This is a genomic window from Amycolatopsis sp. NPDC057786 (genome assembly GCF_042797905.1).
In the GTDB taxonomy this organism is placed as follows: domain Bacteria; phylum Actinomycetota; class Actinomycetes; order Mycobacteriales; family Pseudonocardiaceae; genus Amycolatopsis.
On the sequence record NZ_JBHVKW010000012.1, the window covers coordinates 77,035 to 95,459 of the forward strand.

The following is an 18,425-nucleotide window of genomic DNA, read 5'->3' on the forward strand; positions in this document are numbered from 1 at the left end:
ACCCGTGAACGGGGTGGCTTTCACCTTGGGTGAGACGCACTTGCGCGCCTGCTTTCCAGAGTGGCCTCGCGTGAAGCGGTAGTGGGTACCTGAGAGATTCCGGGGAGTTTGCTCCTTCGGTGCCCCACCACGTTCGTGGGGGCTCTCCCGCTCCAGCTCGACGGCCCTGTCTGAAGTTGTGCGCATACCGTACCTGGCGTGTTCAACGCGCGTCTACTTCCAGCCGAGCACGTCACTTGCGTGTCCAGAGCCGTCACTCACGTGCTTCAAGTCGTGACTCGCGTGATCGGAGACGGAACTCTTGAGTTACGCCTCCGATCACGCGAGTGACGGCCCCGATCACGCGAGTTACGCGTTCTCCATCATCATCTCGGCGGTGATGGTGCCGCAGAGCTCGGCGCACCGCATCATCATGTCGGCGGCGTCGGCGAGCTCGGCGTCACCGGTCCTGGCGCACTCGTCGGCGCACATGCGCATCATCTGGGAGGCGAGGCCGCACATCTTCGCGCACATGCGCATCATCTCGAGGTCGGCGACCATGGCGGAGCAGCGCATCATCATGTCGGCGGACATGCGGGACATGTCCGCGCAGGTCACCATCATCATCCCGAGCTTCGCGCCGCCCAGCTCCATGCAGCGCGTCATCATCTCCTCGCACCGGACGTGGCACTCGTTGCACAGATCGATGCAGTCACGCATGGCGGTGCTCATCTGCCGGGTCATTCTTCGGGCCTCCCGCGCTGTTCGGATCGCGGGACCGGGCGATCCCGCGTCTCAGGACTACAGCGCAGGTCAGCGGCCCGCCATCCCAGCCACCGGGACGAGTGACGGGGGGCTGGCCACGCGAGGCGAAAGGGCCCTTCACCGCACGAGACGCGGGGAAAGCGTCCTTCGGCTCCCGGACCGAGCGCGACGGCCGGGCCGGCCCGAGTACATGAAGGCCCCCTTCCTGTACCTAGGCGCAAGGAAGGGGGCCATCATGTACTTCAGCGCATTTAGAGGACTGAACGCGCGGGGTCAGAGCGGGGTGACGTAGGCGCCCGAGATCCCGCCGTCCACCAGGAACTGCGAAGCCGTGATGAACGAGGCGTCGTCGCTCGCCAGGAACGCGACGGCCGCCGCGATCTCCTCCGGCTCCGCGAACCGCCCGACCGGCACGTGCACCAGCCGCCGCGCCGCCCGCTCGGGGTCCTTCGCGAACAGTTCCTTCAGCAGCGGCGTGTTCACCGGTCCCGGGCACAGCGCGTTCACCCGGATGTTCTCCCGCGCGAACTGCACGCCCAGCTCCCGGCTCATCGCCAGCACCCCGCCCTTGGACGCGGTGTAGGAGATCTGCGACGTCGCGGCGCCCATCACCGCGACGAACGACGCCGTGTTGATGATCGAGCCCTTGCCCTGCCGCTGCATATGCGGCAGTACCGCCTTGCAGCACAGGTACACCGACGTCAGGTTGACCTTCTGCACCTTCTCCCACGCGTCGATGCCCGTGGTGAGGATCGAGTCGTCCTCTGGCGGGGAGATACCCGCGTTGTTGAACGCGACGTCGACCGAGCCGAAAGTGTCCACAGTGGTCTGGAACAGGGCCTCGACCTGCTCGGCGTCGGTGACGTCGGCCTGCACGAACAGACCGCCGACCTCGTCGGCCGCGGCTTTGCCCGCGTCGGCGGAGATGTCGCCGATGACGACCTTCGCGCCCTCGCTCGCCAGCCGCCGCGCGGTGGCGAGACCGATGCCGCTGCTCCCGCCGGTGATGACCGCGACGCGGCCTTCGAAACGCTGAACCATTTAACCCTCCGTGCTGATGAAGACATTCTTGGTCTCGGTGAAGGCGTCGACGGCGTCCGGGCCGAGTTCCCGGCCCAGCCCGGACTGCTTGAACCCACCGAACGGCGTCCAATACCGGACGGACGAATGCGAGTTGACCGACAGGTTCCCCGCTTCGACGCCGCGCGCGACGCGGAAGGCGCGGCCGACGTCGCGGGTCCAGATCGAGCCGGACAGCCCGTACTCGGTGTGGTTGGCCATGGTCACCGCGTCCGCCTCGCCGTCGAACGGGACCACGGCGACGACCGGGCCGAAGATCTCGTCCGACGCCAGCGGATGTCGCAGGTCCGGCGGGGTGACGACGGTCGGCGCGAACCAGTATCCGGGACCGACGGGCGCGTTGCCCCGGAAGGCGACCGGCGCAGCGTCGTCCACATAGGACGACACCTTCGCGTGGTGCCCCGCCGAGATCAGCGGCCCCATCTCGGTCACTTCCAGCCGCGGATCCCCCACGACGACACCGTTCACCGCGGGTTCCAGCAGCTCCATGAACTTTTCGTACACGCTCGACTGCACCAGGATCAGCGACCGCGCGCAGCAGTCCTGCCCGGCGTTGTCGAAGACGCCGTACGGCGCGGTGGCCGCGGCCTTGTCCAGGTCGGCGTCGGCGAACACGATGTTCGCGTTCTTGCCGCCGAGTTCCAGCGTCACCCGCTTCACCTGCGCGGCGCAGCCCGCCATGATCTGCTTGCCGACCTCGGTCGAGCCGGTGAACACCACCTTCCGCACCGCCGGGTGGTCCACGAAACGCTGCCCCACCACCGTTCCCTTGCCGGGAAGCACCTGGAAGACGTCTTCGGGGATCCCCGACTCACGAGCGAGTTCGCCGAGCCGGATCGCGGTCAGCGGGGTGAGTTCGGCGGGTTTGAGCACGACGGTGTTCCCGGCGGCGAGCGCGGGCGCGAACCCCCAGCCCGCGATGGGCATCGGGAAGTTCCACGGCACGATCACCCCGACCACGCCGAGCGGCTCGTGGAACGTCATGTTCACGCCGCCGGGCACGGGGATCTGCTTGCCGCTCAGCCGTTCGGGCGAAGCCGAGTAGTACGTCAGCACGTCGCGGACGTTGCCCGCTTCCCAGCGCGCGTTGCCGATCGTGTGGCCGGCGTTGGCGACCTCCAGCTGGGCGAGGTTCTCGATGTCGGCGTCGACGGCGTCGGCGAACCGGCGCAGCAGCCGCGCCCGGTCGCCCGGAGCCACCGCGCGCCACGCGGGGAACGCCGCGTGCGCGCGGGCGATCGCCGCGTCGGTCTCCTCGGCCGAGGTCAGCTCGACCGACCTCACCACCTCTTCGGTGGCGGGGTTGATCACCTCGAACGTGGTCATGGGTGCTCCTTCGCAGCTTTCACCAGCGCCTCGAAAAGCCTGATGTCGTCGGGATTCTGTTCGGGATGCCATTGGACGCCGATGGCGAACCCGTCGCCGGGCAGTTCGGCCGCCTCGATGGTCCCGTCGGCGGCCCAGCCGACCGGGACCAGCCCGTCGCCGAGCTTGTCGATCGCCTGATGGTGGTAGCACGGCACCTTGGTCTCGGCGCCGAGGATCGACGCGACACGGCTGCCCTCGGCAAGGCTCACCGTAGTGGTGCCGAAGGTCCCCGGCGCGGGCTGGTGATCCGCACTGTCCAAAGTGTCCGGCAGATGCTGCGCGAGCGTGCCGCCCAGCGCGACGCTGAGCACCTGCAGCCCCCGGCACACACCGAGCACCGGCTTACGGGCGGACAAGGCGGACCGCAGCAGGCCGAACTCGAAGGCGTCCCGGTTCGGCCTCGTGTACGTCGTCGCGTGCTGCTCCTGGCCGTAGCGCGCCGGGTCGACGTCGGCGCCACCGACCAGCACGAGCCCGTCCACGGCGGAGATCAGCCGATCGTGTGCTCCGCTCACCGGCGGCAGCAGGACCGGGACGCCGCCCGCCGCGACGATCCCGTCGACGTAGACCCGGTGCAGCAGCGCGGCTTCGGTCTCCCAGACGAGGAACTTCGCCGGCTCCAGATAGGAGGTGAGCCCGATCAGGGGCTCAGAGACGTTCGAAGCCACGAATCCTCTCCCAGTCGGTGACGGCGGCGTCGTACGCGGTCAGTTCGACCTTCGCCGCGTTCAGGTAGTGGTCGACGACCTCGTCCCCGAACGCCGCCCTCGCGAGCTCGCTCTTGTCCAGCAGCGCCGAGGCTTCCCGCAGAGTCGTCGGCACGGTCGGCTTGCCGGAACCGTAGGCGTTGCCCTGGAACTCCGGTTCGAGTTCCAGTTCGTTCTCGATGCCGTGCAGTCCGGCCGCGATCAGCGCGGCCACCGCGAGGTACGGGTTCACGTCGCCGCCCGGGACGCGGTTCTCGGTGCGCAGCGAGTCTCCGTGCCCGACGACGCGGAGCGCGCACGTGCGGTTGTCGGTGCCCCACGCGACGGCCGTCGGCGCGAAGCTTCCGGGGACGAAACGCTTGTAGGAGTTGATGTTCGGTGCGAAGAAGTAGGTCAGCTCACGCAGCCCGGCGAGCTGGCCGGCGAGGAAGTGCTCCATCAGCGGCGAAAACCCGCCGGGCCCGTCACCCGCCAGGACGGGCTCGCCCTCGGCGGAGCACAGACTGATGTGGATGTGACAGGAGTTGCCCTCGCGTTCGTTGTACTTCGCCATGAACGTGAGGCTCTTGCCCTCCTGCGCGGCGATCTCCTTGGAGCCGGTCTTGTAGACGCTGTGGTTGTCGCAGGTGGTCAGCGCGTCGGCGTAGCGGAACGCGATCTCGTGCTGGCCGGGGTTGCACTCGCCCTTGGCGGACTCGACGTACAGGCCCGCTCCGCCCATCTCGTTGCGGATACGGCGCAGCAGCGGCTCGATCCGCGCGGTGCCGAGCATCGAGTAGTCGACGTTGTACTGGTTGGCCGGGCGCAGGTCCTGGTACCGCTTGTCCCAGGCCGACTCGAAGGTGTCGTCGAAGACGATGAACTCCAGTTCGGTCCCGACGTACGCGGTGAGACCACGGGCGGCGAGCCGGTCGAGCTGGCCGCGCAGGATCTGGCGGGGCGACGGGGCCACGGCGCCGCCTTCCACCCGTTCGAGGTCGGCGAGGACGAGCGCGGTGCCCTCCTGCCACGGAAGCAGGCGCAGCGTGCCGAAGTCGGGGCGCATGACGAAGTCGCCGTAGCCGGTCTCCCAGGACGACATCGCGTAGCCGTCGACGGTGTTCATGTCCACGTCGACCGCGAGCAGGTAGTTGCACGCTTCGGTGGCGTGTTCGACGACCTCGTTGAGGAAGTACTCGGCGGCGCAGCGCTTGCCCTGCAGCCTGCCCTGCATGTCGGTGATCGCCACCAGCACCGTGTCCACGGTGCCGTCCTCGACCAGTTCCCGGAGCCGATCCAGCGTGAGCATGCCGCGCCTGTTCGCCATCAGCCTCACCTAAAGGTTCGAAGCGGTACCTTTGCGGCTTCTTCCTACCGGGTCGGCCCGACACGGTCAACTCGACCAATGGTCTGGTTCGTTACCCATTGCACACCGTAGTTGATCCCTGGGCGGATTGTCTGCGATGCCCGGCTGAGAAGATGCTGTGAATCCCGCCGGACGGGAGGAGATCCGCACACCCGGAACGTTGTACGGATCAAGAGAGGTGAGAAGGAATGACACAGGCATTCACGCAGCAGACCACGTTCACCGAGCCCCAGGGGCGGGCTCAGCTCCCGACGATGCCCAGTGGGTGGCCGATCGGCTCGTACGAGTCGTACTCCGAAGCGCAGCGTGCCGTCGACCACCTCGCGGGAACGGACTTCCCGATCACGGACGTCACGATCGTCGGTGTCGAGCCGGTCCTGGTCGAGCGGATCGCCGGACGGATGGGCTGGAGCAAGGTGCTGACCAGCTCGGCGCTGTCGGGCGCGATGTTCGGTATGTTCCTCGGCCTCGTGCTGAGCCTGCTGAACCCGGGCGCCGGACTGGTGCCGATCCTCGTCGGCCTCGTCGGCGGTATCGGGTTCAACCTGCTGTTCGGCGCGCTGGGGTACGCGGCTTCGAAGAACAAGCGCGGGTTCATCTCGCAGAGCCAGCTGGTCGCCCGGCGTTACGACGTCCTGGCCCAGCCGCGCAACGCCGAGAAGGGCCGCGCCCTGCTGGCCGACCTGGCCGCCAGGAGCGCGTTCACCCACTGAGCCTCACCCCACGCGAGCCGGCACCTCCACACGAGGTGCCGGCTCGCGGCTTTACGGGGTCAGGCGGTGCAGGTCGCGCGGGAAGAGCGTCGCCTGACGCACGTTGGGCAGCCCCAGCAACCGGGCGGTCCAGCGTTCGAGACCGAGCGCGAAACCACCGTGCGGCGGCATCCCGTGTGCGAAGACCGCCAGATAGTCCCGGTAGGGCTCGGCGGACTCACCGCGCGCCGCCAGCGCGGCGACATAGTCCGCGTGCCGGTGCAGCCGCTGCCCGCCGGTCACCAGTTCCAGCCCACGGAAAAGCAGGTCGAAACTGTTGGAGTACGCGGGCCGCTCCGGGTCCGGATGCGTGTAGAACGGCCGCTTCACCATCGGATAGCCGGTGACGAACAGGAATTCCGATCCGTGTTCGCGCAACGCCCAGTCCGAAAGCAGCCGCTCGTGCACGGGCGCGAGGTCGGGCTCGCCACGCGGGTCCTCTTCCGACCGCCGTGCGATCAGCTTCTGGGCTTCCGCGAAGTGGATCTCCGGAATCTCCTCCGGCACCACGACTTCCGCCTGCGGAACCGCGGCGGCCATCCCGGCGATCGCCGCACGCAGCACCGTCATGACGTCGTGGTGGTCGTCGATGAAACCGAGTTCGGCATCGAGGCTGGTGTACTGCGCCAAATGCCTCGCGGTGTCGTGCGGTTCGGCGCGGAAGACCGGACCGACCTCGTAGACCCGCTCGAAGACCCCGACCAGGGCTTGTTTGTAGAACTGCGGCGACTGCGCCAGGAAGGCCCGCTCGCCGAAGTAGTCGATGCCGAAGACGTTCGCGCCGGATTCCGTGGCCGACGAGACGATCTTGGGCGTATGGGTTTCGGTGAACCCGAGTCCGTCGAGTGCCGACCGGAACCCGGCGACGCTCGCCGCCGCGACCGCGAACACCTCCTTCAGGCGCGGATGCCGCAGCGCGACGGCGGCATTGTCCAGCACCGTGGGCAACGTCGCCGGAATCGACGGCCGGTAGAGGTCGAACGGCGGTGGTGCGGCGGTCTCGGAGAGCAGTCTGACGGACGGCTCGGTGAGTTCGAGGCCACCCGGCGCCTGCGGATTCGCGGTGACGAGCCCCTCGACCTCGACGACGGTTTCTTCAGGCGGGCCACCGGATTCGGCGAGGACCACCTGGGCGAGTCCGGAACGGTCCCGGATCACCAGGAAGGTGACGGTTTTCAGGCGGCGCCGGCGGTGCACCCAGCCGGCGATGCGGACACGGCCGCCGACGTACCGGGGCAGGTCGGCGGCGAGGACACGCGAGATCATCACAACTCCTGTACGGATGTGCGCGACCCCTTGGGAGTGCGGGCGAGAAGGGAACTCGCGGTACCACCGCACTTTCGCCGCCGCCAGGGAACGGCGGCCTCGAAGGCCCGTGACGAGGGCCGGACGGCGGGGCATAGGGCGCGGACGCCGTTCCTCCCCGCACTCGGGAGGGTCTTCACCGAAGGGCGCGAGGCCGCCTTCCCAGCTACCGGCGGCTCTCTGGGCTCGCGTGCTCCCTTGGCTACTCGTCTCCGTCAGCGTGTTGCCCAGAGATTACGTCTCCCGGGGCCGCCCCCGCATCCGCATTTCGTCCTCTGAATGCGGCGGTCGGTAACGAGAGGGGCGGCCTTTGTGGTCGTGAGTGGCAAGTGGGGGTTCTATTGAGGGGTAAGTCAAAGGTGGCGTGATCGAGGGCGGGCCCACGGTGGGTCGAAGGCTCCCTTCGCCGCGTCTGATGCAGCGAAAGGAGCCTTCGTGGCGAGGTCCCGCGGTGCCGGGTCGCGGGGTTCGCGGGTGGCTTTCGCGACCCATCTCGCCCCATGGGCTCAGCGAAAACCCCTCGCTACCGCACCCTGCCCCTCGACGTTGCGAAAGCCACTTTCGCAACCTGCCACCTTTGCCTTACCCGTCCCAAACCGCCCGAGAAATCGGGTGGAGGCGGCCCCCGACGTCCGCCTCCACCCGGGCACCTAGCGCGTCGGCTGGGCGGGGGTCGACGGCGGAGCCACCGAGGTGGACGACGGCGGGGCGGCCTGCGAAGTCGGCGGCACCGGCACGGCCTTCGGGATCGCCGCGCCGAAGGGCACGTCCGTCCTTTCCAGACAGTAACCGCGAGAACCGTTGTAGCCGTCGAGGTTTCCCTCGCTGTCCTGCACTCCCCGCTCGAGCCGCGGACGCGGATAACGGTTGTCGTCGCCGACCTTCCGCTTCTCGCCCGTGCTCCGCTCGCAGGCGTACCGGGTCGTGCTGAGCGGACGGCCGTCCTCGTCGTAGAGGTAGATCTCGGTCAGCGGTTTGCCCTCGGCGTCGAACGCGTAGATGTTCTCCACGTCCTGGCTGCCGTACATCAGCTGCGGGTTGCCGTAGTTGTCGTTGTAGTTCGGCGAGTAGCCGCTGTTGTAGGAACCATTGCTGTAGGACCGCTTGGCGATCAGGTCGACCGCCGCGCCCGCACCGCCGAGCATGCTGCCGATGACGAACGCCGAAATCGGCACGGCCAGCCACAGCAGCCGCCGGTCGGCCTTCAGCTTCGGGCCAGCCCAGACCACCGCGACGGCCGCCAGCAGCATCAGCGGCAGGAGCAGCACGGCTTCGGTGTCGCGGAGCACGAGCAGCAGGCCGAAGACGACCAGCACCGCCGCGCACAGCACCCACCACGCCGGCTTGAGCGAGCGGAGATAGTTCAGCCCCTTGCTGTTCCGGTCCTTCTGCACCGAGGTCGCGAACTCTCGGAGCTTGACCACTTCGGGCAGTTCCGCGATCGGGGCGATCCCCTTCCGGACCACGTAGGCGACGCTGATCGCGAGCACGGGTGCGACGAAAAGCAGGCCCACCAACGGTTCCACGCGAACCCACACCGCGGCGGCGAAGCCGAACAGCGCGAAGCCCCCGACCGAGAACACCAGGCCCCAGAACGCGAACCGCGCTCCGCCGATCCCGGTCTTCACCTTCAGCACGGCGGTCTTGTCACCGCTCTCGGCCGGACGCGGCGGGTAGCCGCCGGACGCCCGCAGCTCGGCGGCGTAGCTTTCGGGACTGCCCAGCCGCTCGATCAGGGCGTCGACCTTGGGGTTGTCCCCCAGTTCCGCCTCCATCTCCGCGAGATGCGGCCGGACGTCTTCGAGGATCTCCTCGACTTCGCTCTCGGGCAGGTCGGCGAGCGCGCTCCTGACCCTCGCCAGATACACCCGCACGGCGGTCGGATTCTGCGTGCTCATGCTGCCTCTCCCAACAGGCTGTTCATCGTCGTGGCGAAAGTCCGCCAGGTCTGCCCCGACTCTTCGAGCCGCTGGCGGCCCGGCTCGTTGAGGCTGTAGTACTTGCGGTGCGGGCCTTCCTCGCTCGGCACCACATAGGACGTCAGCAGGCCCGCCTTGTACAGGCGCCGGAGCGTCCCATACACCGACGCGTCGCCCACCTCCTGCAACCCCGCGATACGAAGTCTTCGGAGTACGTCGTAGCCGTAGCCGTCCTCTCCGCGAAGCACCGCGAGAACGGCGAGGTCCAGCACGCCCTTGAGTAGCTGACTGATCTCCACAGTCGCGTCCCTCCCAGTCTTACGCAACAGAAGGTACCACGCATTGCACAGTAGTGCGCACGGCGGAGACGACTTGCGTCCCCTGGGTGGTTCGTGGGTTACTTAGTCCAGTAATGCACCACCGCACCCATGAGGTGCTCGAAGACTGGGGACGGAGGTGTCGTGCTCGACGAAGGAACACCACTGTTCGTGCAGATCGCCGAACAGATCGCCGACGACATCGCCGAGGGAAGCCTGGCCGAGGGGGAACGCGTGCCGTCAACCAACGAACTCGCCGCCTTCTACCGGATCAATCCGGCGACGGCGGCCAAGGGGATCAACGTGCTCGCCGATGACGGCCTGCTGGAAAAACGGCGCGGTATCGGCATGTTCGTCGCCGCCGGCGCGCGGCAGAAGCTGCTCACCGACCGGCGGCAACGGTTCGCCGAGCAGTACCTCGACCCGATGCTCAGCGAAGCGCGACGCCTCGGCATCGACGACGAAACCCTGATCTCGCTCATCCGCGGGAACGGACACCGGAACGGAGGACCCGCCGCATGACGCCGACCATTTCGACCACCGGCCTGACCCGGCGCTACGGCGACCATGTCGCGCTCGGCGATGTCTCGGTCGACATCGAAGAAGGCAAGATCACCGGCCTGCTGGGCCGCAACGGCGCGGGCAAGAGCACCTTCCTGCGCATCGTCACCGCGCAGGAGTTCGCCAGCGCGGGCTCGGTCCGCGTGTTCGGCGAGAGCCCGGTCGAGAACGAGCGGGTGCTGAAGCGCCTGGTGCTCGTCCGCGAAGACCAGCAGTTCCCGGATTTCAAGGTGCGGCACGCACTTTCGGCCGCTTCGTGGTTCTATCCGAACTGGGACGCGGAACTCGCCGACACGCTGCTCCGCGACTTCGACCTGCCGACGAAGCGCCCGATCAAGAAGCTCTCGCGAGGGATGCGCTCGGCGTTGTCCATCACGATCGGGCTCGCGGCGCGAGCGGAACTCACGCTGCTCGACGAGCCGTACGCGGGCCTCGACGCCGTCGCGCGCCAGTTGTTCTACGACCGGTTGCTCGACGACTATTCGGCTTGTCCGCGCACGATCCTGCTCTCCACGCACCTGATCGACGAAGTGGCCGATCTGCTGGAGCACGTCGTGATGATCGACAAGGGCCGCGTGGTCCTCGACGCGGCGGCCGACGAACTGCGCGGCTCGGCCGTCACGGTCTCGGGTCCCGCCCTCGCGGTGGACGACTTCGTCACCGGGCGCCGGGTACTGCATCGCCGCAAGATCGGTTCGCGGGCTTCGGTCACCATCGCCGACGCGCTCGACGCCGCTTCGAAGGCGAAGGCGAAGGCCCTGCACCTGAAACTCGAGCCGCTTTCCTTGCAGCAACTGATGGTGCACACCTCCAACGGACAGGCCGCAGAGGAGGCGTCCGCATGAACACCCTGGTCAACGTCGCGCGCTACCACCTGGTGGACCGCCTCCAGTACGTCGTCCTCCCGGTCGGCATCACGTTCTTCGCCTTCGGGGTGAATCTCGCGATCTTCTCGCTGCTCCCCGAAACACCGGACGAGAACTACTCCGGCGGCCTGTTCACGCTGTACGTGTTCATGCTCGTCTGCGGCGCCTTGAGCATGACGAAGTCGCTGCCGTTCGGGCTCGCGCTGGGCGTGTCGAGGCGGTCGTACTACCTGGGCACGATCCTGCTGGTCGCCGGGCTGTCCGCGCTGTACGCGGTGGGAATCGTCGTGTTACAGGCGATCGAGAACGCGACCGGCGGCTGGGGGGTCGGGCTGAACTACTTCCGGGTGCCCTGGCTGCTCGACGGTCCCTGGTACCTCACTCTGCTCACGTCGTTCGTGTTCCTGACGCTGATGTTCGTCTACGGCATGTGGTACGGCCTGATCTACCGGCGCGCCGCGGTGGTGGGTGTCGTCCTGTTCGGCGCCGCGCAGGTCCTGGTGCTGCTGGGCGGGGTGCTGCTGCTCAGCTGGACCGATTCCTGGCCGAAGCTCGGCGCGTTCTTCAGCACGCTGACCGTCGGCGGAGTGACCGGACTACTCGCCCTGCTGGTGTGTGTCGCGGGGGCGGGCGGATTCGCCACGATGCGCCGCGTCACGGTCTGAAACCCTTCCACACCAAGGAGTTCCGTGATGGCCGTGACTCATGTGGTGCTGTCGGTGCTGCTGGCCGCGATCTTCGCCGTACTGGGGGTGGCGAAGGTCCTGCGTCAGCCGGCGTTGGTCTCCCGGACCGAGAGGCTCGGCTTCTCGGTCCGGGCGATCCAGGGGATCGGCGCGCTCGAACTCGCGGGGGCGGCGGGCCTGGTGGCCGGGTTCTTCTGGCGGCCGCTCGGGGTCGCCGCGGCGATCGGCCTGGTGACGTTGCTGATCGGGGCGGCGGTCTCCCACGTGCGGGCGGGTGACGGGGTCAAGGACGTCGCCCCACCGGTCTGGCTCGCGCTGGTCTCGGCGGCGGCCGCCGTCACCGCGATCGTCGCCTAGGCCGCGAGCGTTTCCCGCGCCCGGTCGCGAATGCGCCCGACCACAAGGGACCGTCGCCAAGCGCGCGTGACCTCTGCCAGCCACGCCGCCTCGGTGGCGATGTCCGGCTCGTCGAGGTAGGTCGCCGGAACGTCGTCGGGGGCGTACCGGCGGCCCGCCTCGGAGGCGACGAGCGCGGCGGCCAAGGCCGCGGCCTCGATCGTCGCGGCGATCCGGGCTTCGGGGATCTTCGCCTTGCGTGCTTCCGCTTCCGCGACCGGAGGGACGTCCGGATCGAAGTACGGCCGCAGCGCGAGATGGCCGTCCCGGATCTCGATGACCCTGCGGTACAAGGCGAATTCGACGCCGCCCGGCATCCCCGGGCCCGGATCCAGCGCGATTCCCGGGACGGCTTCGCGTAACGCGGTCCACAATGGTTCGATCCGCCGGTACGTCCGGTACACGCCGATCAGCCGGAACGGCGCGGCCAGCGCGGGCCCCCACACGCTGAGCGTCGCGCCCGCCCCGGCGAGCCCGACGCTCAGCGCGGCCAGGATCGCCGAGAACGAGTCCTCACCGGCGTCGACCGCACCGGTGGTGGCGAGGATGTGGATGTCGTCGACGTCCCAGAAAGTCCAGCCCAGCGCGGAAACCCCGCCACCGACGAGCAGCCACAGCCCGATGCGAAGCGGACCGGGGTCGGCATGACGCGCGAAGCGGGCGAAGACGAGCGAGAAGGTCAGCAGGCTGATCAAGCCGTAGACGAGGAAAACGACGTTGTACGCGACGAACCAGCCGAGCCTGCCAGGCCCGGCGGCGGTGTGTTCGCCTACCCGGTAGCTGTCGGACGAAAAGAAGAGCACGGTTTCGACGACCAGCACGGCCCAGGAAAGCACCGCGTGCCACCCGATCCGCTTGCCCTCCCCCAGTTTCAGCGAACGCGCGAACGCGACCGCGAACGCCATCGCGCCGATCTTGAGCAGGTCGGCCGCGAGGTTCAGGAGGCTGCCCATGGGTTCTTCGACGCCGACGGCGTTCTCCATCGCCGGAGTGAGCAGCATGATGCCGCCCGCGATGCACATGCCGAAGGCGCTGAGGAACCACATCCGCCGCGCCGGCTGGGTGTGGCGGGCCTGGATCAGCTTGTAGCCGAAGCCCGCGAAAGCCACCACGCAGCAGAAGTACGCGATGGTTTCGGTCACGGCAGGCGCCGTTTCCGGCTGCCGAAAAGGTCGTCGACCCTCGCCATCCCACCGGCGAGATCGCTCTCGTCGGGACGCGCGGCACCGCGCACCGCCGTCCGCGCGACACGGTGCGCGAGAAGACTGGCGAGCAGTTCGGCCTCCTGCTCTTCGACAGCGCTGTAACTCGTGCGGCCGAGGACACGGCGGACGAGTTCGGGCGACAGGTTCGGCATGAGGGTCTTGCCCGCGGCCGCGTCGAGCACGATCCCGTCGGCCCCGGCGTCCGAACCGACGTGGCCGCACAACAGATGACCGACCTCGTGCAGCAGGATGTGCCGCCGGTGCAGGGCGGTGGTGTTGGCCGGATAGAGGATGTAGTCCGCGCGTTCCGTGCTCATCAGCAGCCCGCACGGGCCACTGGAAGGGACGCTGACCTGCATCAATTCAAGGGGACGGCCGCGCTCGGCCGCCAGATCCGCGATGAAGGACTCGGCGTCGAAGGGCTCGGGAAGGGCGACGCCGTCGGCGAGACTCCGGCAGCGGCGCCACAACTCCTTACGACGACGGTCCACTCACGACTCCTTCTTCGGGCCGCCCCGTCCGGCTTCCCTGCGGGCGATCGCGTCGATCATGTCGCTGATGGTGTCGAGTCCGTCGGGGGAAAGTGTTACGGCCCGCAGCGCGACGTCGCGGACACCCGCGTCGCGAAGGGCGCCGAGGAGCGCGAGTTCCTCCGCGATCTTGGCGCTCTGCTCGTCGTCGAAGAAGTACGCGGGCGAGACGCCGAAGAACTGCGCGAGCGCCTCGAGATGGCGTTTCGTCGGATTGTCGCGACGTCCCGTGCGCAACTGCCACAGGTACGTCGTCGAGAAGCTCTCGCCGGTCGCCTCGCGGCAGGCCTTGGCGACCTCCTCATGGCTGTACGGCTCGCGATCGGGTCTCAGCACGATCCGGAACAGCTTGTCGATCTTCTCGGCGAGCGTCGTCTTACCGGGCTCGGTCGCGGCCACCATCCCACTCCCTACATGTCGTGCCCGTTCATGCTAGTTGACGCGGCGCCCGTGTCGTACACGACAGTTTTCACCTCGCGCGCGGCTTCGGCTGGCACCGCGGGCAGGAGAACGACGACCGGTTCATGAAAGGGTCACGGCGGATGGCCGTCCCGCACCGGCCACAGGGCAGTCCTTCCTGGCCGTAGGCGTCGAGTGACCTGTCGAAGTAACCGGACTCGCCGTTGATGTTGACGTAAAGCGCGTCGAACGACGTCCCGCCGGCGACCAGCGCCTCGGCCATGACGTCGCTGGCGGCGGTGAGCACGGCGCGGCCGTGGGCGGCGGTGAGCCGGTCGGTCGGGCGGGCCCAGTGGAGTTTGGATCGCCACAGTGCCTCGTCGGCGTAGATGTTGCCGATCCCGGAGACGAGGGTCTGGTCGAGCAGGGCGCGTTTGAGCTCGGTCCGCCTCGACCGCAGCGCGCGGACGGCCTGGTCGAGGTCGAACCGCGGATCCATCGGGTCGCGGGCGATATGCGCGATGGTGCCCGGCAACGCCGTCCCGTCGACTTCGGTGAGTTCCGCGAGCGCGAGCCCTCCGAAGGTCCGCTGGTCGACGAAGCGCAACTCCGGCCCGTTGTCGGCGAAGCTGAACCGCACGCGAAGGTGCTTCTCGTCGGGGGCGTCATCGGGCTGGACGAGCATCTGGCCGCTCATGCCGAGATGCGCGAGCATGGCCTGGCCGTCGGAGAGCTCCAGCCACAGATACTTGCCTCGGCGGCGGGCGGCGGTGATCTTCACCCCCGAAAGCCGTCCGCTGAAATCTTCGGCGCCGAGTTCGTGGCGGCGGATCGCGCGGGCGTGGAGAACTTCGACCTCGGTGATCGTCCGGCCGGAGACATGCGCCTCGAGCCCGGCACGGACCACCTCGACCTCGGGGAGTTCGGGCATACCGTCGATTCTCCCACCGGCCCTCGTGAGAGGACGGTTCCGGTATGGTGGCTGAAGGGGACTTTCCCCGCATGCCATGCGACGAAAGCGTCCTTCACCGCGTCGGATGCGGTGAAGGACGCTTTCAGCCCACCGCCGGGATCAGGGGGCGAGCGGCCCGACGTCAGTCTTCGTCAGTGCTTTCCGCATCCCGCCCGGCAGCAGTTCGTCGGCCCCGACGTCGTACTTCCCGGATCGCTTCTGCAGATCGAAATCCGTACCCGCGTACGGGTGGGAACCGACACCGGCGTCGACCGCGGGGCTCCCTGAAGACAGGCGGTACAGCCCGTCCCGCACCAGCTTCGGGTCGACCGCCTTGTACCCGGACGGCATCCCCGCCGGCCCGCCCCAGGCGATGTTCCCCTCGTACTTCACGACCGAACCGCCCGGCATGCTCACGAGCTTTCCCGTCCCCTGCAAGACGTTGTTCGCGAGTACGCAGTCCTTGGGCTTGAAGTCACCGCCGTCGCCGTGGACGACGTCCGTGGTCCCGACGACGGTGTTGTACGCGACGACGACGCGGTCGGGCCGGTCGTGGAGTTTGCTGTCCGGCCCGCTGTCCGCCTCTTTGCCGGAGCCGAAGACGATCCCGCGGTTCGCCGTGGTGTGCACGTAGTTGTTGACGATCTTGTGGTCGTTGCCGTGGAAGCGGATCCCGGACCGGCCCAGCAGGATGTTCCCCTCCACCACGCTGCGATCGCCGTGGCGCAGCACGAGGAAACCGCGGCTGTCGCGGATCGTGTTGTACCGGATGACGTTTTCCGACGACTTCACGGAGATCGCCTCGGAATCCCCGTCGGCCTTCTCGAACAGGTTGTACTCGACGATCCCGCCGGCCTTGTACTTCTGGTGGTGGCTCAGCCCGAACCGGATCGACTCGCCACCGTTCGCACCGGTGAACCCGTGGTTGGAGAAGTAGTTGTGGTGCACACGCACCCGCTTCGCCATGTCCTTGTCCGGGCCGAGCACCTGCAGGAAGACGCCTTGGGTGGCGCGATTCTGCAGCACGTTGTGGTCGAACTCGGTGTCGTCGCCGTTGAGCGTGACCCAGTTGCCGCCGCCGGTGAGCTGGACGTCGAGCCGGGTCAGCCGGTTGTGTGTGCTGCCCACCGGCACACTCAGCGATCCACCGTGCCGGAGTTTGAACCCGCGCAGCACGACATGCGAGGCCCCGGAGGAGAACGAGAACCCCGTCGATCCCTTGATCTCGGCCTTGCCGACGTGTTCCGCGGTGATCGTGATCGGAGCGTTCGCCGTACCCGACCGTTTGATCGCGATGGCCGAGCCCGCCGAGTAGCTGCCATCGGCCAGCCGGATCTCGTCGCCGGGAGCGGCTTTGTCGATCGCCGACTGCAACGCGCTCAGCGACGTCACCCGGACGACCTGAGCACCCGAAGCGGTGGCAGGACCTGTCACCAGCGCCAAAGCCGTGGCTGTGACAAGGCAGAAATGACGCATCCGCCGACCTCTCGACAGGCGACCTGAACGGTCGCGTCAGTGGCGGCGGACTGCGATGACGTTACTGATTCACCGGTTCGTGCGTCAACGAACCGTCCCGCTGAGGAGGACTCAGGTCGTCTTCGGCGCCTGTTCGACGTCGAGTTCGGACGAAAGCTGTCGCCAGGCCGTCTCGGCGGCCTTCTGCTCGGCTTCCTTCTTGGTCGTTCCCGAGCCGTAGCCGAGTTCACGCCCGCCGACGAGGACGGTGGCGCTGAACTCCTTGCGGTGATCGGGTCCGGTGTCCTCGACCTTGTACTCGGGCACACCGAGCCCTGCCGACGCCGTCAGCTCCTGGAGGCTGGTCTTCCAGTCCAGGCCGGCACCACGCAGCGGCGCCTCGGCGAGCAGGTCGTCGAACAGGTGGTGCACGAGCTTGCGCGCGATGTCGATGCCGTGCTGCTGGTACGCGGCGCCGATGACGGCTTCGAGCCCGTCGGCGAGGATGCTCGCCTTGTCGCGGCCGCCGGTGAGCTCTTCGCCCTTGCCCAGCAACAGGTGCTTGCCCAGCCCGCCCTCACCGAGGCCGCGCGCGACCCTGGCCAGCGCGTGCATGTTGACTACGCTGGCCCGGAGCTTCGCGAGCTGTCCCTCGGCCAGTTCGGGATGGGTGTTGTAGAGGTGGTCGGTGACGACCAGGCCCAGCACCGCGTCGCCGAGGAACTCCAAACGCTCGTTCGGCGGCAACCCACCGTTCTCATAGGCATAAGAACGGTGGGTCAGCGACAGCGTCAGCAGCTCGGGTTCGATAGTGATCCCGAGAGCTTCGAGCAGTGGCGCGGGGTCCGCGGGTGGTCCACCGGCAGATTTGCCCCCCATGTCGTCGGCTGCCGATCAGGCGGGCTCGACGACCTGGCGACCGTTGTGCTGGCCGCAGGCCGGGCACGCGATGTGCTGGAGCTTCGGCTGCTTGCAGGCGCGGTTGGAGCAGGGCACCAGCTGAACCGGAGCCGCCTTCCACTGGCTGCGGCGCGCGCGGGTGTTGGATCGCGACATCTTCCGCTTCGGGACGGCCACGAGTAGATCTCCTTCAGACGGTCTGCCCGCGGTCGCGAGCGAACTTGCTTCTCCGGAACGAGCTGGTGCTCGTCAGGCTTGCTTTCCGGGGCCATCGGCCTGGTCATCGCCCGCTTCGTCATCGAAACGATCGACCAGCGCGGCCCACCGAGGGTCTATCTTCTCATGCCCGTGACCGGGCTCGAGATCGGCCCACTTGACACCGCATTCGATGCACAGTCCCCGGCAGTCCTCGGCGCACAGCGGGGCCAGCGGCAGCGCCAGCACCACCGCGTCACGGACCGTCGGCTCGAGGTCGATCCGGTCGTCCACCAGGCGAGGGATCTCGTCCTCGTCGGTGGTCTCCTCGGTGGCGGAACCGGGGTAGGCGAAGAGCTCGGTCAGGTCGACCTCGACGTCCTCGGTGATCGGGTCGAGACACCGCGAGCAGTGCCCCGTCGCGACGGCGGACGCCGTGCCGCTGACGAGCACACCCTCGACGACGGACTCGAGCATCAGGTCGAGTTCGAGGGTGGAACCGGCGTCGATGGTGATGACGTCGGGCACACCGAGCGCGGTCTCGATGGGGATCGAGCGTTGGACGGCCTTGCTCAGGCCGGCGTGACGGCCGAGTTCGCGGGTGTCGAGCACCCACGGGCTCCGGTCGTCCAGTTGCGCAGGCCTGGCCTGCGGCGACTTGTTCTCAGACATCGATCACCAGGGTACGCAGGCCCCGCCACTCACTTTCGGGCGCGGTCGGTGAAGTCCGTGAAGGCCCTTGA

Annotated in this window: 21 protein-coding genes and 1 riboswitch; of the genes, 5 read left to right on the forward strand and 16 right to left on the reverse strand. The window is 68.0% G+C overall.

What is annotated here, in order from left to right:
• Positions 1–66: 66 nt before the first annotated feature.
• Positions 67–160: riboswitch (glycine riboswitch) on the reverse strand.
• Positions 161–348: 188 nt separating this feature from the next.
• The 5 genes from ACFVM3_RS10630 to ACFVM3_RS10650 form a co-directional block, all read right to left on the reverse strand.
• Positions 349–723, reverse strand: coding sequence for a hypothetical protein (locus tag ACFVM3_RS10630; protein WP_378437552.1), 375 nt, complete (start codon positions 721–723; stop codon positions 349–351).
• Between the two features lie 294 nt (positions 724–1,017).
• Positions 1,018–1,785, reverse strand: coding sequence for a 3-oxoacyl-ACP reductase (locus tag ACFVM3_RS10635; RefSeq protein ID WP_378437554.1), 768 nt, complete (start codon positions 1,783–1,785; stop codon positions 1,018–1,020).
• On the reverse strand, positions 1,786–3,150 hold the full coding sequence (locus ACFVM3_RS10640) for an aldehyde dehydrogenase family protein (protein WP_378437555.1): 1,365 nt from the start codon (positions 3,148–3,150) through the stop codon (positions 1,786–1,788).
• Positions 3,147–3,860 (reverse strand): gamma-glutamyl-gamma-aminobutyrate hydrolase family protein, encoded by a 714-nt coding sequence (locus tag ACFVM3_RS10645; RefSeq protein ID WP_378437557.1) that lies wholly within the window; start codon positions 3,858–3,860, stop codon positions 3,147–3,149. Before ACFVM3_RS10645 ends, ACFVM3_RS10640 begins: the two co-directional genes overlap by 4 nt.
• On the reverse strand, positions 3,841–5,205 hold the full coding sequence (locus tag ACFVM3_RS10650; protein ID WP_378437559.1) for a glutamine synthetase family protein: 1,365 nt from the start codon (positions 5,203–5,205) through the stop codon (positions 3,841–3,843). The genes ACFVM3_RS10645 and ACFVM3_RS10650 overlap by 20 nt, the downstream gene beginning before the upstream one ends.
• Before the next feature lie 227 nt (positions 5,206–5,432).
• Here ACFVM3_RS10650 and ACFVM3_RS10655 point away from each other — a divergent pair, with 227 nt between their 5' ends.
• On the forward strand, positions 5,433–5,957 hold the full coding sequence (locus ACFVM3_RS10655) for a general stress protein (RefSeq protein ID WP_125673321.1): 525 nt from the start codon (positions 5,433–5,435) through the stop codon (positions 5,955–5,957).
• Between the two features lie 51 nt (positions 5,958–6,008).
• Here ACFVM3_RS10655 and aspS read toward each other — a convergent pair whose 3' ends face one another.
• The 3 genes from aspS to ACFVM3_RS10670 all read right to left on the reverse strand — a co-directional run bounded on the left by aspS (position 6,009) and on the right by ACFVM3_RS10670 (position 9,519).
• The gene (gene aspS, locus ACFVM3_RS10660; protein ID WP_378437561.1) at positions 6,009–7,262 is read right to left on the reverse strand and encodes an aspartate--tRNA(Asn) ligase; all 1,254 of its coding nucleotides are present in this window, start codon (positions 7,260–7,262) and stop codon (positions 6,009–6,011) included.
• Between the two features lie 689 nt (positions 7,263–7,951).
• Positions 7,952–9,199: a DUF1700 domain-containing protein gene (locus tag ACFVM3_RS10665; protein ID WP_378437563.1), complete on the reverse strand. Its 1,248-nt coding sequence runs from the start codon at positions 9,197–9,199 to the stop codon at positions 7,952–7,954.
• Complete coding sequence (locus ACFVM3_RS10670) at positions 9,196–9,519, reverse strand: PadR family transcriptional regulator (RefSeq protein WP_034323457.1); 324 nt, start codon at positions 9,517–9,519, stop codon at positions 9,196–9,198. Before ACFVM3_RS10670 ends, ACFVM3_RS10665 begins: the two co-directional genes overlap by 4 nt.
• Positions 9,520–9,681: 162 nt before the next feature.
• Between ACFVM3_RS10670 and ACFVM3_RS10675 the strand changes: the two genes are divergently transcribed.
• The 4 genes from ACFVM3_RS10675 to ACFVM3_RS10690 are packed head-to-tail and all read left to right on the forward strand — an operon-like array spanning position 9,682 to position 12,007.
• Complete coding sequence (locus ACFVM3_RS10675; protein ID WP_034323460.1) at positions 9,682–10,059, forward strand: GntR family transcriptional regulator; 378 nt, start codon at positions 9,682–9,684, stop codon at positions 10,057–10,059.
• Positions 10,056–10,943 carry an ABC transporter ATP-binding protein gene (locus tag ACFVM3_RS10680; RefSeq protein ID WP_378437565.1) on the forward strand — a complete coding sequence of 296 codons (888 nt, stop codon included), beginning with the start codon at positions 10,056–10,058 and terminating at the stop codon, positions 10,941–10,943. The genes ACFVM3_RS10675 and ACFVM3_RS10680 overlap by 4 nt, the downstream gene beginning before the upstream one ends.
• On the forward strand, positions 10,940–11,629 hold the full coding sequence (locus ACFVM3_RS10685; RefSeq protein ID WP_378437567.1) for an ABC transporter permease: 690 nt from the start codon (positions 10,940–10,942) through the stop codon (positions 11,627–11,629). The genes ACFVM3_RS10680 and ACFVM3_RS10685 overlap by 4 nt, the downstream gene beginning before the upstream one ends.
• A gap of 27 nt (positions 11,630–11,656) precedes the next feature.
• The gene (locus ACFVM3_RS10690; protein ID WP_378437568.1) at positions 11,657–12,007 is read left to right on the forward strand and encodes a DoxX family protein; all 351 of its coding nucleotides are present in this window, start codon (positions 11,657–11,659) and stop codon (positions 12,005–12,007) included.
• On the opposite strand, the gene ACFVM3_RS10695 is transcribed toward ACFVM3_RS10690, so the two are convergent.
• The 8 genes from ACFVM3_RS10695 to ACFVM3_RS10730 form a co-directional block, all read right to left on the reverse strand.
• Positions 12,004–13,188: an MAB_1171c family putative transporter gene (locus ACFVM3_RS10695; protein ID WP_378437570.1), complete on the reverse strand. Its 1,185-nt coding sequence runs from the start codon at positions 13,186–13,188 to the stop codon at positions 12,004–12,006. The two genes, ACFVM3_RS10690 and ACFVM3_RS10695, sit on opposite strands and share 4 nt — an antisense overlap.
• Positions 13,185–13,742, reverse strand: a complete 558-nt coding sequence (locus ACFVM3_RS10700) for a hypothetical protein (protein ID WP_378437572.1) — start codon at positions 13,740–13,742, stop codon at positions 13,185–13,187. The genes ACFVM3_RS10695 and ACFVM3_RS10700 overlap by 4 nt, the downstream gene beginning before the upstream one ends.
• Positions 13,743–14,183, reverse strand: a complete 441-nt coding sequence (locus ACFVM3_RS10705; protein WP_378437574.1) for an XRE family transcriptional regulator — start codon at positions 14,181–14,183, stop codon at positions 13,743–13,745.
• A 67-nt stretch (positions 14,184–14,250) separates the two neighbouring features.
• A complete protein-coding gene (gene mutM, locus ACFVM3_RS10710) occupies positions 14,251–15,111 on the reverse strand; it encodes a bifunctional DNA-formamidopyrimidine glycosylase/DNA-(apurinic or apyrimidinic site) lyase (protein ID WP_378437575.1) in 861 nt (286 codons plus the stop codon).
• A 141-nt stretch (positions 15,112–15,252) separates the two neighbouring features.
• Complete coding sequence (locus ACFVM3_RS10715; protein WP_378437577.1) at positions 15,253–16,608, reverse strand: polysaccharide lyase 6 family protein; 1,356 nt, start codon at positions 16,606–16,608, stop codon at positions 15,253–15,255.
• Between the two features lie 111 nt (positions 16,609–16,719).
• Positions 16,720–17,466 carry a ribonuclease III gene (gene rnc, locus ACFVM3_RS10720; protein WP_378437579.1) on the reverse strand — a complete coding sequence of 249 codons (747 nt, stop codon included), beginning with the start codon at positions 17,464–17,466 and terminating at the stop codon, positions 16,720–16,722.
• A gap of 15 nt (positions 17,467–17,481) precedes the next feature.
• The gene (gene rpmF, locus ACFVM3_RS10725; protein ID WP_005160412.1) at positions 17,482–17,664 is read right to left on the reverse strand and encodes a 50S ribosomal protein L32; all 183 of its coding nucleotides are present in this window, start codon (positions 17,662–17,664) and stop codon (positions 17,482–17,484) included.
• 72 nt (positions 17,665–17,736) lie between these two features.
• On the reverse strand, positions 17,737–18,354 hold the full coding sequence (locus tag ACFVM3_RS10730; protein ID WP_378437581.1) for a YceD family protein: 618 nt from the start codon (positions 18,352–18,354) through the stop codon (positions 17,737–17,739).
• Between the last annotated feature and the right edge of the window lie 71 nt (positions 18,355–18,425).

Excerpts from the sequence above, each read along its gene's own strand:
- ACFVM3_RS10635 (WP_378437554.1), bottom strand. The coding sequence starts at position 1,785 with ATGGTTCAGCGTTTCGAAGGCCGCGTCGCGGTCATCACCGGCGGGAGC.
- ACFVM3_RS10715 (WP_378437577.1), bottom strand. The coding sequence starts at position 16,608 with ATGCGTCATTTCTGCCTTGTCACAGCCACGGCTTTGGCGCTGGTGACA.
- aspS (WP_378437561.1), bottom strand. The coding sequence starts at position 7,262 with ATGATCTCGCGTGTCCTCGCCGCCGACCTGCCCCGGTACGTCGGCGGC.
- ACFVM3_RS10650 (WP_378437559.1), bottom strand. The coding sequence starts at position 5,205 with ATGGCGAACAGGCGCGGCATGCTCACGCTGGATCGGCTCCGGGAACTG.
- ACFVM3_RS10630 (WP_378437552.1), bottom strand. The coding sequence starts at position 723 with ATGACCCGGCAGATGAGCACCGCCATGCGTGACTGCATCGATCTGTGC.
- ACFVM3_RS10680 (WP_378437565.1), top strand. The coding sequence starts at position 10,056 with ATGACGCCGACCATTTCGACCACCGGCCTGACCCGGCGCTACGGCGAC.
- ACFVM3_RS10690 (WP_378437568.1), top strand. The coding sequence starts at position 11,657 with ATGGCCGTGACTCATGTGGTGCTGTCGGTGCTGCTGGCCGCGATCTTC.
- rnc (WP_378437579.1), bottom strand. The coding sequence starts at position 17,466 with ATGGGGGGCAAATCTGCCGGTGGACCACCCGCGGACCCCGCGCCACTG.
- mutM (WP_378437575.1), bottom strand. The coding sequence starts at position 15,111 with ATGCCCGAACTCCCCGAGGTCGAGGTGGTCCGTGCCGGGCTCGAGGCG.
- ACFVM3_RS10705 (WP_378437574.1), bottom strand. The coding sequence starts at position 14,183 with ATGGTGGCCGCGACCGAGCCCGGTAAGACGACGCTCGCCGAGAAGATC.
- ACFVM3_RS10655 (WP_125673321.1), top strand. The coding sequence starts at position 5,433 with ATGACACAGGCATTCACGCAGCAGACCACGTTCACCGAGCCCCAGGGG.
- ACFVM3_RS10640 (WP_378437555.1), bottom strand. The coding sequence starts at position 3,150 with ATGACCACGTTCGAGGTGATCAACCCCGCCACCGAAGAGGTGGTGAGG.
- ACFVM3_RS10730 (WP_378437581.1), bottom strand. The coding sequence starts at position 18,354 with ATGTCTGAGAACAAGTCGCCGCAGGCCAGGCCTGCGCAACTGGACGAC.
- ACFVM3_RS10665 (WP_378437563.1), bottom strand. The coding sequence starts at position 9,199 with ATGAGCACGCAGAATCCGACCGCCGTGCGGGTGTATCTGGCGAGGGTC.
- ACFVM3_RS10685 (WP_378437567.1), top strand. The coding sequence starts at position 10,940 with ATGAACACCCTGGTCAACGTCGCGCGCTACCACCTGGTGGACCGCCTC.